Here is a 14,119-nt window from a genome sequence, read left to right on the forward strand (position 1 = left end):
CCTGCGTGGGCGGCGGCTCCAACGCTATCGGTATGTTCGCCGACTTTATCGACGAGCCGTCAGTCAAACTTATCGGTATCGAACCTGCCGGCCACGGCATTGAGAGCGGAGAGCACGGCGCGCCGCTGAAACACGGACGCACTGGGATTTACTTTGGGATGAAGTCGCCGATGATGCAGACGGCGGAAGGTCAGATTGAAGAGTCCTATTCGATCTCCGCCGGACTGGACTTCCCGTCTGTCGGGCCGCAGCATGCTTACCTCAATAGCATTGGCCGCGCTGACTACGTGTCGATTACCGACGATGAAGCACTGAATGCGTTTAAAGCGTTGTCCCGCCATGAGGGCATCATTCCTGCGCTTGAGTCTTCGCACGCGCTGGCTCATGCCTTGAAAATCATGCAGGCCGACCCCGAAAAAGAACAGATTCTGGTCGTCAACGTGTCTGGCCGCGGCGACAAAGACATTTTCACAGTACATGACATTTTGAAAGCTCGGGGAGAGGTGTAATGGAACGCTATCACGCACTGTTTCGACGTCTGGCAGAGAAAAAAGAAGGCGCTTTCGTTCCCTTCATCACGCTGGGCGATCCTTCTCCTGAGATGTCGCTGCGCATCATCGACACGCTGGTCGAATCCGGCGCTGACGCGCTGGAACTGGGTATCCCGTTTTCCGACCCGCTGGCAGACGGCCCAACCATTCAGGGCGCCAACCTGCGCGCGTTGAAAGCGGGCGTCACGCCGGACCACTGTTTTCACATTCTGGCCGCCGTTCGACAGAAGTATCCGCAACTGCCCATCGGACTGCTGATGTATGCAAATCTGGTGTTCAATAACGGCATCGATGCTTTCTACGAGCGCTGCGCGCAGGTCGGCGTGGATTCCGTACTAGTGGCGGATGTACCGCTGGAAGAGTCGACACCGTTCCGCACCGCGGCGATGCGTCATGAAGTCGCGCCGATTTTCATCTGTCCGCCGAATGCGGATGACGATCTGCTGCGCGCTATCGCTTCGTTCGGCCGCGGCTACACCTATCTGCTTTCACGTGCGGGCGTGACCGGTTCTGAAAACCGTGCCGAGCTACCGCTGAATCACCTCATCGACAAACTGACCGAGTACCACGCGGCGCCGCCGCTGCAGGGATTTGGTATCTCTGAACCTTCTCAGGTTGAGCAGTCGTTGAAAGCGGGAGCTGCCGGGGCGATCTCCGGTTCCGCCATCGTGAAAATCATCGAGCAATATCAGCAGCAGCCGGAAGACATGCTGAAACATCTGGGCGAATTCGTCAGCCGGATGAAAGCGGCGACCCGCCAGCCGCGTTAAGCGATATTACGTCCCCTCGCGTTGGGGAAAACGATCCACAGGGCAACGTCCATCACGTTGCCCTGATTTTTTCATTAAGCTCTGCCATTTTCTCACGCTCTTTGCCCTCTCCCTGCCAAATGTGAGCGGCTAACCGAGCGCATTCCGAAGTGAGAACGGAGGCATTATTGCCGACATACCGATATCACACGGCCTCCGCAGACTGATCGTCAGATGGCTACCGTTGGCCCTGAACCCATCACATCGTTTTAACTGGCGTTCAATGGCTGGCCATGAGTCATTCGTTACCCACGGCTAACCCCGCCAACGTTGCGCAACCCGACATCAATCACGGACTGATTTAACGACGCACGTCATAAAGAGACAGAACGTGCTTTGCACAAAAATCCCCCTGCCCAATTTCCCGATTCTGCAGTAGATTTTTATTCTTAACCCAAATTTAATCGGTCGTAGACCGTGGGATGATTCGATGGCAGAAAGTGTGAATCCGTGTATGCAGTGCGGTGCCTGCTGCGGTTATTTTCGTGTGTCGTTTTATTGGGCCGAAGGCAACGATGCCGCGGGTCAGGTTCCGGTTGAACTGTCAGAACCGTTGACGCCGTTCTTGCGGTGCATGCAGGGTACCAACAGCAAGACCCCGCGCTGTTCTGCGTTAAACGGCACTATCGGCGAGTCCGTTAGCTGCAGCATCTATGCCAACCGCCCTTCGCCCTGTCGCGAATTCGCGGCGTCAGGAGAAAACCAACGTCCCAATGACGCCTGCGATCGGGCGCGTGCCCATTACGGCATGCCGCCGCTGACGCTCGGCGATGTGATCCCGCAGGTTGAAGAAAGTTTGGAATAAAAAGAATTAGATAGTTGAGGTCGCTGTCGGGGTGCCACTGTCTTGCCGAACCGGTTACAATTAGCGATTAACGACTGAGTTTTATCGCTAACCTTTTTGCCAAGGAGTTGTCATGCCTATCACGGCCAGTACATTGTACCGTGACACAATGAATTTCACGCGTAACCAATTCGTCAGCATTCTCCTGCTGTCGCTGCTGGCATCGCTTATTACCGTTGTTTTGGGGCATCTGTTTACTCCGGGAAGTGAACAACTGCAAATACTCAACGATTCGAATATCGACCTCTCCGCAGGCGAACAGCTGGGTCTTAGCGATCTCATTCAGCAAATGTCCCCTGAGCAGCAAATGGTCTTGTTAAAAGCCTCTGCGGCGGGCACGTTTGCCTCTCTGGTGGGCAATACGTTACTGATTGGCGGTTTACTGCTGCTGATTCAGATGGTCTCTGCTGGCACGCCGACCAGCGCATTGCGGGCCATCGGCGCATCGCTGCCGATTTTACCGCGGCTTCTACTGCTGGTCCTGATCTGCACCCTGCTGATTCAGTTAGGCATGTTGTTTCTGATTGTCCCGGGAGTCCTGTTGGCGATCGCGCTCAGTTTAGCGCCAGTGATCAGCGCGACGGAAAAGCACGGTATCTTCGCTTCCATGCGTTACAGCAGCAAACTGGTCTTCGCCAATTTCCGCATCACCGCGCCAGCTGTGATGCTGTGGCTGGTCGCTAAAGTGGTTCTGCTGCTGCTGGTCGCGCGTCTTCCGTTGGCGGCGCCGACGGTAATGGCTATCGTCATCAACGGCCTGAGCAACTTTATTTCTGCACTACTGCTCATTTATCTGTTCCGTCTCTATATGCTGCTGCGTAACTGAGACCGGCTCGTCCTCCCGGCGTTTTAACGCTGCGTACGATTGTAATTAACTGCAAATTATTACGATCTGACAGACGCATTCACACCGGGAGCGGCGATAATACGCATTGAGCGCCAGCCGCTGGCTGGCTTTCATCAATGCATCATAAGTATGGAATCCCTTGATGAAGCAACTTCTTGATTTTCTTCCCCTGGTGGTGTTTTTCGTTTTTTATAAGCTTTATGACATTTATGTCGCTTCCGGCGCGCTGATGGTATCGACCACGCTTGCTCTGGCAGTGAGTTGGTTTATCTACCGCAAAATCGAAAAAATGATGCTGGTCACGTTTGCGATGGTGATGATATTCGGGACGCTAACGCTGGCTTTCCATAATGATGAGTTCATCAAATGGAAGGTGACGGTGATTTACACCCTGTTCGCATTAATTCTGCTGGTCAGTCAGTTCGCCATGAAGAAAAACGTGATTCAGCAAATGCTGGGGAAAGAAATCACGCTGCCCCAGCAGGTTTGGGCGCGAATCAATGTCGCCTGGGCGGCCTTTTTCTTCCTATGTGGGCTGGCGAATGTGTATGTCGCGTTCCGACTGCCGCAAAGCACCTGGGTAAACTTCAAAGTTTTTGGATTGACCGGTGCTACATTGGTATTTACCTTACTCTGTGGGGTCTACCTCTACCGCCATTTACCCGCAGACAAAAAAGCGGCGGAAGAGAACAGTGAGAACGACCACCATCCTTGAATTTTAACAACACCTTACCTGGATGATGTATTGAACCATTTATGAGCAACCAAGACTTTTTACCCCACGGGGAGCTGGTGTTACGCACCCTGGCGATGCCTGCCGATACCAATGCCAACGGCGATATTTTCGGCGGTTGGATCATGTCGCAAATGGATATCGGCGGCGCTATTCTGGCCAAAGAGATCGCTCACGGCCGCGTGGTGACCGTGCGTGTCGACGGCATGACCTTTTTAAAACCGCTGGCGGTGGGCGATGTGGTTTGCTGTTATGCGCGCTGTCTGAAGACCGGCCGCAGCTCCATTAATATCAACGTTGAAGTCTGGGTGAAGAAAGTATCTTCCGAGCCCATCGGCCAACGTTACCGGGCGACAGAAGCGTCGTTCACCTATGTGGCGGTGGACGAAGCAGGAAAATCACGGGAACTGCCTGAGGGGAAAAGCCATTTTACCGCAGAAAACCTTTAATCATTAGTTAGACAACGGGCACCCTCAGGTGCCCGTTTTTCATTAAACCTCACAACGCACAGATAGGCTCTCGCATCACTCCATCGCCGCCCCGCCGTTGATTTTAAAGACAATCGTCACCACCAGATTGTTAGATGGCTTGTTCTCTTCATATCGCCATTTCCGCATCGCCTGACGGATATCTCGCTCGAACATATTTTTCGGTTCGGCAGACAGGATACGGATGTCGCTAACGCGCCCCGACCCATCGATATCAAATTGAACCTTCACCCGGCCTTCTACCCGCAGGGCAAAGGCGCGAGCTGGATATTCCGGCTGCGTGCGGCTTAACGGCAGAGGGCCACTCACGGGCGCACTGGCTACCGGCGCCTGACGAACCGGGGCGTTGTTAGGCGCCTTCGTCGGTTCATTGCTGGTGAAAGGCGATTCCTTCGGCTCTTCAACCGGCTTCGGGTTTTCCTTTTTCTTCACCGGCTTGGGTTTCGGCTGCGGTTTGGGCTTCGGTTTAGGTTGCGGCTTGGGTTCAGGAACCGCAACGGGAACGGGTACAGGCTCCGGCGGCTGAATTTCAGGCTCGGGTTCAGGTTCAGGCTGGGGCGGCGTCGGCGCGCTTTCCGGCTGAGGCGCAGGCGCGGCATCAACCGGCGCCGGAGCAACCAGCGTCATGGTAATAGGCTGTGGCGCCTGCTGCACCGTCGCCGAGCGGTTAAGCGAAGCATAAAGCATGGCTGCGATTAAAGAACCGTGAAATGCCACGGAAACGATCACAGGCCATGAATAACGGCGGGTAAGGAAATTCTTTTTTTGCGGCATAGTATTACGGTGTCCTCTCAGGCCGCATCAAGTTTAAATGCAAATAGCAATCATATTCAACATGAAGCCTTCTAATTGTAAAAATAAACCCAAATCCAGAAACATTCATTTGCAAACTCAAAGGGTTGCCCTTCTCCTGACATACCGTAAGATGAACAAACAAAACGCTTCCCGACAATGATAGAGGTCAATATGTTCTATGTTATCTTTTCAACTGACGCCGCAGGCACTTCAGAAAAACGTCAGGCGTCGCGTCCAGACCATCTTGCACGCCTGCAAACGCTGCGCGATCAGGGTCGTTTGTTCACTGCCGGTCCGCTACCGGCCGTAGACAGCAACGATCCGGGCAGCGCCGGTTTCACCGGTTCCGTGGTGATTGCCGAATTCCCTTCCCTGGCGGAAGCCAAAAGCTGGGCGGATGCCGATCCCTATGTCGCCGCAGGCGTGTATCAGCAGGTCATCGTCAAACCGTATAAGCAGGTATTCTAATCGACCCATGCTTTGATTCGATTTTCAGCGCGAAAATCCCACAACGCTGATGAACGCCTGCGACGAGCTGACGTCATCAAACCTGTGGGATATTCCGTTAATTTCAGCTTTCCCTCACCAGCCTGATATACCAATATCGCGATAGCCTGAAGAAGCCGCCTTTAAGTGACAACGTCACCTGATGATTCAAGTTTTTCATTGATTGTCTCGGGATATCTACAGCGACAAGCCCTGTATCTCTTATCAAACGGCAGATTATCACGCGTGAAGCAATGCTAACTCTCTGAAATAATTTGGTCATTAAGCAATGGTACGGTGGCGATACCTATCGTTTTTCATTGAAGAGACCTTTCATCTATGGCAGCGCGCCTATCACAACATAACGGACTATTCCGCAGACTGTCGCAGTTCCGCCCCAGCTTTCTTTCCGGCCTGATCTTGATCATCGGTTTATTCTCCCTACTGCAACTGCTGTCCATCGGCGTCCTCTCGCAGACCGTGACACAGGTAAAGCAAGGCAGTCACACACAGGATATTCAGGGACAACAACAGGCATTGATGGATCAGACCCGCATGGAGGTCATGAACGCCAGTGATAAACTCAACCGGGCGGGCATTTACCTGCTTTATGATAAGGAGAGTGGATCCGTTGGCAGCTGGCAGAGCCTGATGGAAGAAGCCGAAACCTCATTAAAACTGGCGAAGTCGCACTATCAGCAGTTAATGAACGCGGTGCCTTCCGACCAGCGCGACTCGGCGTTTTCCGAGTTGACCACCCATTATCAGCAGCTTTACGACGGTCTGGTTGAGTTAGCGCAAGGGATTAAACAGACCAACGAAATCGATATTTTCTTTGCGGTGCCCATTCAGGCTTATCAAAATATGTTCACCCAAAGTTATGCCCGATATCTCAAGGACAGCGATCAACGTCAGCAGCAAACCGCTCAGCGGTTGATCGGTCAGTTGGACCGGACGCAAACCGTGTTTATCGCGGTGCTTGCCGCCCTGCTGGTGATTGCGGCGCTGGTGTGGTCCGGCGTGACGCGCCTGATCGTCCGACCGCTGCACCATATCCACCAGCATCTCCAAAACATTGCCGCAGGCGACCTTTCTCAACCGCTGACGCAAAGTGGACGCACTGCACGGGAGATTAATCAGTTAAGTCAGAGCATTATCGTGATGCAGACCGGACTGGTCACCCTGATCGATCAAGTCCGCGAAGGAATGGAAACGATGTTGGGCCACGTTGCTCAGGCCAATGACGACAACCAAAAACTATCAACGCAGGCCGAATGTCAGTTCAAAGAACTGCGCGCGGCGACAGAACACGTTGAAGAACTCAACCAACATTTGGAAAAACACGAGCGGCATACGCAACAAGCCAGCAGACACGCCGAAGAAACCAGCCATATCGCCGGGAAAGGCGAAAAAATGATGGACGACGTCAAGGTCGCCATGCGAGCGATATCCGATCGCAGCCAGCAAATGACCGATGTCATCAGCCTGATCGACAATGTCGCCTTCCAGACGCATATCCTGTCACTCAATGCCGCAATCGAAGCCGCGCGGGCGGGCATTCAAGGACGAGGTTTTGCCGTTGTCGCGCGTGAAATCGGCACGTTGGCGTCGCAAAGCAGCCACTCGGCGCAAAACATTAACGCCCTGATCAGTCAGTCGGATCAGAGCGTATCCAGCGGTGCGCAGCGGGTTAATCAACTCAATGACAGCTTGCAGAACATTATTTGCGCAGCGAGAGAAACGAGTTCGTTTTTGAATGAGATAACGGCGATTGCCCAGCAACAGAACCACAGCATTCACGAGGTCACGCATCGCATTGGCTCGTTAAATGAATCCGTGAAGCAAAATGCCGGACAGGTCGCCGCGTCCGCAGAAATCTTTACGTCGTTGCTACAGCAGGCAGAGCAGTTAAACGGTGCCGTCTCGGTATTCCGTTTGCCGGAACCCTCGCAGGATGAGGTGGATCCCTCCGCCCCAGAACGACACGCGTTGTCGGATGCCAGCGTTATGGCCAACAGCCATTCATCAAAGCCTCTGGCCAGCGTTAGCGCTTTGTCGGTGAAAAGCCCGATCGCGTCAGCGGATTACCATTCGTAGGCGACAGCGTAGAGCAGCGCACGGCGCTGTTTCTTCTGCTGTAAATAGCGAGCGGAGTGGATATGACGATAGCCGCGGGACTGGGCCTCTAGCCAGCGGCGTCGGCGGCGCTGAACCTGGCGTTGCATACGCCAGCGGCTGACTTCGTTAGGGCTGCGTTTCATGAAAGACTCTTTTTGTCAGAAAGCGGAACGCCGCACATTATACGCCCCCGACCGCATCATCCAAGTCGCCTTTGCGTTTTTCGCCCCGTATTGCCGTCAGTCGTCGCCTATTCTATTCAGACTCAAGACATTTCCTCTTTCGGTCAACTATGCGTACACTTTGCTGATAAGCATTCGCTGAAGGGAACGGTGCGCTTTGCCATGACAACTTTTTATACGGTATTGAGCTGGATGTTGGTATTCAGCTATTGGCTGTTAATCGCCAGCGTCACGCTGCGCATATTGATGAAACGACGGACTGTTCCCTCCGCCATGGCCTGGCTGCTGGTAATTTTTATCCTTCCGCTTTTCGGCATCGTCGCCTATCTGTCTTTCGGCGAACTGCATCTGGGTAAACAACGCGCCGAACGCGCTCGCAAAATGTGGCCCTCCACCGCAAAGTGGCTACGAGAACTTAAAAGTTACAGCCGAATTTTCGCCACCGAAAATAGTGAAGTCGCGAGCGCCCTGTTTCAACTCTGCGAGCGGCGTCAGGGGATCGCCGGCGTCAAAGGCAACCAGCTGCAGCTCATCACCTCCTTTCCAGACACCATCAAAGCTTTGGTGCGCGATATTGAACTCGCGCGCAACAATGTTGAAATGGTGTTTTATATCTGGCAACAGGGCGGGCTCGTCGATGAGGTCATGGCCGCATTGCAGGCGGCGGCGAAACGAGGCGTCCACTGCCGTATTCTGCTGGACTCCGCGGGTAGCAGAACCTTTTTGCGCAGCACGTATCCGGACATCCTGCGTACCTCGGGCATTGAGGTGGTTGAAGCGCTGAGGGTCAATATTTTCCGTGCATTCCTACGCAGGATGGATTTACGCCAGCACCGCAAGGTCATTCTGGTCGACAACCGCATCGCCTATACCGGCAGCATGAATATGGTCGATCCTCGCTACTTCAAGCAGGAAGCTGGCGTCGGCCAGTGGATTGATCTGATGGTCCGCGCGGAAGGGCCCGCCGCCACGACGATGGGTGTGATTTACAGCTGTGACTGGGAGATGGAGACCGGCCAACGCGTGCTGCCGCCGCCGCCGGACGTCAACATCATGCCGTTTGAGCAAGAGAGCGGTCATACCATTCAGGTCATTGCCTCCGGGCCCGGCTACCCCGAGGACATGATCCATCAGGCGCTGTTGACCTCCGTTTACGCCGCCCGCCGCCGTCTGATCATGACGACGCCCTACTTCGTTCCAAGCGACGATCTGCTGCACGCTATCTGCACGGCGGCGCAACGAGGCGTAGACGTCAGTATCATCGTGCCGCACAAAAACGATTCGGTTCTGGTGGGATGGGCCTGTAAAGCCTTTTTCAGCGAACTGCTCAGCGCCGGGGTGAAAATCTATCAGTTCCAGGGCGGGTTGCTCCATACCAAAAGCGTCCTCGTCGACGATCAACTGTGTTTGGTCGGCACCGTCAATCTCGACATGCGCAGCCTGTGGCTCAATTTTGAGATCACGATGGTGATTGACGATGCGGACTTCGGCAACGATTTGGCCTGTGTGCAGGACGACTACATCGCCCGCTCGCGCCTGCTGGACGAAGGGAAATGGCAGAAGCGGCCCTATTGGCAGCGCATTGTTGAACGCCTGTTCTACTTTTTCAGCCCGCTGCTGTAAACCCCGTGCCCTTCATGGTCTAATAACACGCCTTGTGGATGAATAGGACTGTCTCATGGATTTAAATAACCGCCTGACCGAAGATGAAGCGCTGGAGCAGGCATATGACATTTTTCTGGAGTTAGCCCCGGATAATCTCGACCCCGCTGACGTCTTGCTGTTTAACCTGCAGTTTGAAGAGCGCGGCGGCGCCGAACTGTTTGACCCGGCAGAAGACTGGCAGGATCACGTCGATTTCGATCTGAATCCGGACTTTTTCTGCGAAGTCGTGATCGGCCTGGCCGAAAGCGAAGATGCGGAAATTAATGATGTGTTTGCTCGCGTGCTGATTTGCCGCGAAAAAGACCATAAGCTGTGCCACATTTTGTGGAAAGCGTAATCCCCCCTTTTCAGTGTCACTCCGGCCTGAATCAGGCCGCCAACGTCGCCGCGACCTAAGCCTCTTTCCCACTCTGCTTCATAACAGATCGCCTGCGGCGATAGCCTCTCCCTGCCAACAGGGAGAGGCTGGTACAACCGCGACTGAATAGACCGTTTCTTACGGCAATGGCGCGACTTTAAGACAGGATACCGCGTGCTCAATCCCGCCCTCTAATTGCGGACGCGTTTGGCTGCACTCGGGGCCGACAATGGGACAACGCGTACAAAATACGCACCCCGACGGCGGGTTGATGGGGGATGGAAGATCCCCTTCCAGCAATTGAATCTGCTTGTTGCGCTCTTTGTCCGGGTCCGGGATCGGCACCGCCGACATCAGCGCCCGTGTGTAGGGATGCAGCGGATTGCGGTATAACGCGCTGTCTGTCCCGAGCTCCACCGCATGTCCCAGATACATGACCAGAACACGATCGGAAATATGCTTCACGACCGAAAGGTCATGAGCAATGAAGATCAGCGCCAGCCCCATTTCCCGCTGCAACTGCTGCAACAGATTCACGACCTGAGCCTGTATAGACACATCCAGCGCGGAAACCGGTTCGTCGCAGATAATCAGCTTGGGCTGCAAAATCAGCGCCCGAGCGATGCCGATGCGTTGGCATTGGCCGCCGGAAAACTCATGCGGATAGCGGTTGATGTGACTCGGCAGAAGTCCGACCTTTTTCATCATCGTCTTGACCCGCTCTTTGACGTCTGCACGGGAAAGCCCCGGACGATAGGTCTTTAGCGGTTCTGCGATGATTTCCCCTACCGTCATCCGAGGATTCAGCGACGCCAATGGGTCCTGAAATATCATCTGGATATCGCTGCGCACAGCGTGCCATTGTTTGTCGTTAAATCCCTGCAGATCCTGCCCCAGCCAGCTGATTCTGCCGCCGCTGGCCTTAACCAGCCCAATGATGGCCCGCGCCAATGTAGATTTACCGCAGCCGGACTCACCCACGATCCCCAACGTTTCTCCTTCATAAAGACGGAAAGAGACGCCGTCGACCGCCTTTAATTTCTGGGGCGGCTGCCAGAACCACTGTTTTTCGCTGCGGACATCGAAATGGACTTTCAGGCCATCGACTTCAAGCAGCGTCTTGCGTTGTTCTATCGAGCTCATAGCGTCACCTCCTCGACACGACGGAAGCAGGCGCGCATCCGCCCTTCCTCAAATTCGGTCAACACGGGCGTCTGTTCGCACTCCGGCTGGGAGTACGGACAACGAGGTTGGAAAGGACATCCCAACGGCAATCGCAGTAAGTTCGGCGGGTTACCGGGGATCGTCGCCAGCACTTCGTTCTCGACATCCAGCCGCGGAACCGCATTCAACAGTCCGATAGAATAAGGGTGCGTCGGCGTGTAAAAAATATCGCGCGCAGGCCCGTACTCCATCGTGCGTCCGGCGTACATCACCAACACTTTGTCGCAGATCCCCGCGACCACGCCAAGATCGTGGGTGATCATAATGATGGCCGTATTGAACTCTTGCTGTAGCTCGCCCAGCAGCGTCATGATCTGCGCTTGCACGGTCACGTCCAGCGCTGTCGTGGGCTCATCGGCAATCAGCAGTTTAGGCCGACACAACAGGGCCATCGCGATCATGACGCGTTGGCGCATCCCACCGGAAAACTCATGCGGAAACATACGCATCCGCTTTTTCGCTTCCGGCATTTTCACCGCATCCAGCATCTGTACCGACTGAGCGAAAGCATCATGTTTACTCATTTTTTTATGCAGCATCAGGACTTCCATCAGCTGCTCGCCCACGCGCATATAAGGATTCAGGGATGTCATCGGGTCCTGGAAAATCATGGCGATCTCTTGGGCCCGCAGACGATTAAGCTGAGATTCTGGTAGGTTAAGAATCTCGCGTCCGTCAAAGCGCGCGGAGCCACTCACCTTCCCATTAGCCGCCAGTAGCCCCATCAGCGCAAAGGCTGTCTGCGACTTTCCGGAGCCCGATTCGCCCACGATGCCCAGCGTTTCGCCCGCACACAGCGAGAAATTGAGGTCATTCACCGCCGTGGCCGCACCATCCGGCGTATCAAAGACGACCCGCAGGTCATTGACGCTTAGCAGCGGTTCGCGGGATTGTGTCGTTGTCGTCATCGCGCCTCTCCTCAGCGGTCTTTCGGATCGAGGGCGTCACGTAAGCCATCGCCGATAAAGTTGAAACAGAACAGCGTCACCACCAGGAAACCCGCCGGGTAGAACAGCAGCCAGGGCGCCACTTCCATCGAGTTGGCGCCATCGTTCAACAACGCGCCCCAACTGCTCATAGGCTCTTGCGTGCCTAACCCCAAGAAACTCAGGAAGGATTCAAACAGGATCATGCTAGGCACTAGCAGCGAGGCATACACCACGACCACGCCCAACACGTTCGGGACGATATGCCTAAGAACGATGCCGCGCGTCGACACCCCGCCGACCAACGCAGCCTCGATAAACTCTTTGCGCTTGAGACTCAGCGTCTGTCCCCGGACGATGCGCGCCATGTCCAGCCACGACACCATGCCGATGGCGACGAAAATCAGGAGCATGTTCTGCCCAAAAAACGTCACCAGAAGGATCACGAAAAACATAAAAGGAAATGAGTTCAGAATTTCCAGAATACGCATCATGATCGAGTCAACCACCCCGCCCATGTAACCGGACAACGCGCCATACAACGTGCCTACCACGACCGCCACTAACGCCGCCGCCACGCCGACCATCAGCGATACCCGACCGCCGACGGCCACGCGTACCAGCAAATCGCGTCCTGAGGAGTCCGTACCGAAATAGTGTCCACTTGCCATATCCGGCGCGGCCGACATCATGTTCCAATCCGTATCGTCATAATTAAACGAAGAAAACTGCGGCGCGATCGCAACAAACAGCGTGATCAGGAGCAGCAACAGCAGGCTCGTCAGCGCCGCGCGATTGTGAATGAAACGGCGACGGGCGTCCTGCCATAGACTGCGGCCTTCCACATCCAGCTGTTCGCTAAAGTGGTCCAACGCGTCGCGATTTTTTTTATTCCAAAACATCTGCGCCTCGACTTAATAGCGAATTTTGGGGTCGATTACCGCGTACAACACGTCAATAATCGCGTTAAACAAAATGGTCAGCGCCCCGACCAAAATGGTCAGACTCAGCACCAGCGAATAATCTCGGTTCTGCGCGCCATTGACGAACAGTTGGCCGATACCCGGCAGGCCGAAAATAGTCTCTATGACCATCGACCCCGTGATGATGCCGACGAAGGCGGGCCCCATGTAAGACAGCACCGGTAAGAGTGCCGGTTTCAGCGCGTGGCGCAGGATAATCTTGCGCATCGGCAATCCTTTCGCGCGCGCGGTACGAATAAAGTTCGAGTGCAACACTTCGATCATGGAACCGCGTGTGATGCGGGCAATACTCGCGATGTAAGAGAGCGAAAGCGCGACCATCGGCAAAATGATGTATCTGGGCGCACCGCCGTTCCAGCCGCCGCCAGGCAGCCATTTCAGTATGATCGCGAAGACCAATACCAGTAGCGGCGCTACGACAAAGCTTGGGATCACCACGCCCGTCATCGCAAATCCCATCACCGTAAAGTCCCATTTCCCGTTCTGATTTAACGCAGCCACCACGCCCGCGGATACGCCCAAAATGATCGCCAGCAGAAACGCAGCGGCGCCAAGTTTGGCTGATACAGGAAAGGCGCGTAGCACCAAATCGTTCACCGAATAGTCCTTGTATTTGAACGAAGGTCCGAAATCCCCGTGCGCGAGCTGCACCAAATAGTGCCCATACTGCGTGAGAATGGGATCGTTCAGATGGTATTTGGCCTCGATATTGGCCATGACTTCCGGCGGGAGATTGCGCTCGCCGGTAAAAGGACTACCGGGGGCAAGCCGCATCATGAAGAAAGAGAGGGTGATGAGTACGAAGAGTGTCGGTATCGCTTCCAGACACCGACGAAAAATAAATTTAAGCATGGGCCTTACCTATCAAACCGGTCAAAAAAGCGGTTCTTATTATTGCAAGGCTGCCGCCCATGCTGGCGCGGCAGCAATGAGCTTAGTGTTTGATAATGTACAGATCTTTGACTTTTACGTAGTCCAGCGGATCTTTCCCGGTCAATCCGCCGACGTACGGTTTAACCAACCGCAGATTGGCGTAATAAAAAATTGGCGCGATCGTCGCATCCTTGTCCAGCTGCGCTTCCGCCTGATGATAAAATGCGGCTCTGTCTT

Annotated in this window: 15 protein-coding genes and 2 pseudogenes; 10 read left to right on the top strand and 7 right to left on the bottom strand. The window is 54.5% G+C overall.

Features of this window, described 5'->3' with window-relative positions; all coding sequences use genetic code 11:
- The 6 genes from Q7O77_RS06835 to yciA form a co-directional block, all read left to right on the top strand.
- Nucleotides 1–509 (top strand): pyridoxal-phosphate dependent enzyme (locus Q7O77_RS06835; RefSeq protein ID WP_304164800.1); only part of this gene is annotated, 509 nt, incomplete at its 5' end.
- Nucleotides 509–1,321: a tryptophan synthase subunit alpha gene (trpA, locus tag Q7O77_RS06840; protein ID WP_304164802.1), complete on the top strand. Its 813-nt coding sequence runs from the start codon at nt 509–511 to the stop codon at nt 1,319–1,321. The genes Q7O77_RS06835 and trpA, both read left to right, overlap by 1 nt.
- A 469-nt stretch (nt 1,322–1,790) precedes the next feature.
- Nucleotides 1,791–2,165, top strand: coding sequence for a YkgJ family cysteine cluster protein (locus Q7O77_RS06845; RefSeq protein WP_304164804.1), 375 nt, complete (start codon nt 1,791–1,793; stop codon nt 2,163–2,165).
- Nucleotides 2,166–2,277: 112 nt separating this feature from the next.
- Nucleotides 2,278–3,030: a YciC family protein gene (locus Q7O77_RS06850; protein ID WP_304164807.1), complete on the top strand. Its 753-nt coding sequence runs from the start codon at nt 2,278–2,280 to the stop codon at nt 3,028–3,030.
- Between the two features lie 163 nt (nt 3,031–3,193).
- Nucleotides 3,194–3,766 (top strand): septation protein A, encoded by a 573-nt coding sequence (locus Q7O77_RS06855; protein WP_304164809.1) that lies wholly within the window; start codon nt 3,194–3,196, stop codon nt 3,764–3,766.
- Nucleotides 3,767–3,807: 41 nt separating this feature from the next.
- The gene (yciA, locus tag Q7O77_RS06860) at nt 3,808–4,233 is read left to right on the top strand and encodes an acyl-CoA thioester hydrolase YciA (protein ID WP_026742465.1); all 426 of its coding nucleotides are present in this window, start codon (nt 3,808–3,810) and stop codon (nt 4,231–4,233) included.
- Between the two features lie 75 nt (nt 4,234–4,308).
- Here yciA and tonB read toward each other — a convergent pair whose 3' ends face one another.
- Nucleotides 4,309–5,046 carry a TonB system transport protein TonB gene (tonB, locus tag Q7O77_RS06865; RefSeq protein WP_304164812.1) on the bottom strand — a complete coding sequence of 246 codons (738 nt, stop codon included), beginning with the start codon at nt 5,044–5,046 and terminating at the stop codon, nt 4,309–4,311.
- 192 nt (nt 5,047–5,238) lie between these two features.
- Here tonB and Q7O77_RS06870 point away from each other — a divergent pair, with 192 nt between their 5' ends.
- Nucleotides 5,239–5,535 carry a YciI family protein gene (locus Q7O77_RS06870; protein ID WP_094117590.1) on the top strand — a complete coding sequence of 99 codons (297 nt, stop codon included), beginning with the start codon at nt 5,239–5,241 and terminating at the stop codon, nt 5,533–5,535.
- Between the two features lie 357 nt (nt 5,536–5,892).
- A complete protein-coding gene (locus tag Q7O77_RS06875) occupies nt 5,893–7,650 on the top strand; it encodes a methyl-accepting chemotaxis protein (RefSeq protein ID WP_304164816.1) in 1,758 nt (585 codons plus the stop codon).
- On the opposite strand, the gene Q7O77_RS06880 is transcribed toward Q7O77_RS06875, so the two are convergent.
- Nucleotides 7,638–7,814 (bottom strand): YciY family protein, encoded by a 177-nt coding sequence (locus tag Q7O77_RS06880; protein ID WP_099045355.1) that lies wholly within the window; start codon nt 7,812–7,814, stop codon nt 7,638–7,640. The two genes, Q7O77_RS06875 and Q7O77_RS06880, sit on opposite strands and share 13 nt — an antisense overlap.
- 201 nt (nt 7,815–8,015) lie before the next feature.
- Between Q7O77_RS06880 and cls the strand changes: the two genes are divergently transcribed.
- Together cls and Q7O77_RS06890 are read left to right on the top strand one after the other, a co-directional pair.
- Complete coding sequence (gene cls, locus Q7O77_RS06885; RefSeq protein ID WP_304164821.1) at nt 8,016–9,476, top strand: cardiolipin synthase; 1,461 nt, start codon at nt 8,016–8,018, stop codon at nt 9,474–9,476.
- 55 nt (nt 9,477–9,531) lie between these two features.
- Complete coding sequence (locus Q7O77_RS06890; RefSeq protein ID WP_026739426.1) at nt 9,532–9,855, top strand: HI1450 family dsDNA-mimic protein; 324 nt, start codon at nt 9,532–9,534, stop codon at nt 9,853–9,855.
- A 159-nt stretch (nt 9,856–10,014) separates the two neighbouring features.
- Here Q7O77_RS06890 and oppF read toward each other — a convergent pair whose 3' ends face one another.
- From oppF to Q7O77_RS06915, 5 genes and pseudogenes are all read right to left on the bottom strand, one after another.
- On the bottom strand, nt 10,015–11,019 hold the full coding sequence (oppF, locus tag Q7O77_RS06895) for a murein tripeptide/oligopeptide ABC transporter ATP binding protein OppF (RefSeq protein ID WP_304164825.1): 1,005 nt from the start codon (nt 11,017–11,019) through the stop codon (nt 10,015–10,017).
- Nucleotides 11,016–12,057 (bottom strand): annotated as a pseudogene (locus Q7O77_RS06900) (ABC transporter ATP-binding protein). The gene oppF and the pseudogene Q7O77_RS06900 overlap by 4 nt, the downstream one beginning before the upstream one ends.
- The gene (gene oppC, locus Q7O77_RS06905; protein ID WP_304164830.1) at nt 12,020–12,928 is read right to left on the bottom strand and encodes an oligopeptide ABC transporter permease OppC; all 909 of its coding nucleotides are present in this window, start codon (nt 12,926–12,928) and stop codon (nt 12,020–12,022) included. The pseudogene Q7O77_RS06900 and the gene oppC overlap by 38 nt, the downstream one beginning before the upstream one ends.
- A 12-nt stretch (nt 12,929–12,940) precedes the next feature.
- On the bottom strand, nt 12,941–13,861 hold the full coding sequence (gene oppB, locus Q7O77_RS06910) for an oligopeptide ABC transporter permease OppB (RefSeq protein WP_085651373.1): 921 nt from the start codon (nt 13,859–13,861) through the stop codon (nt 12,941–12,943).
- Nucleotides 13,862–13,943: 82 nt separating this feature from the next.
- Nucleotides 13,944–14,119: pseudogene (locus Q7O77_RS06915) on the bottom strand (oligopeptide ABC transporter substrate-binding protein OppA); the annotation flags it as partial.

Origin of the sequence: Lonsdalea britannica (genome assembly GCF_946477055.1) — a bacterium.
GTDB classification, from domain to species: domain Bacteria; phylum Pseudomonadota; class Gammaproteobacteria; order Enterobacterales; family Enterobacteriaceae; genus Lonsdalea; species Lonsdalea britannica_A.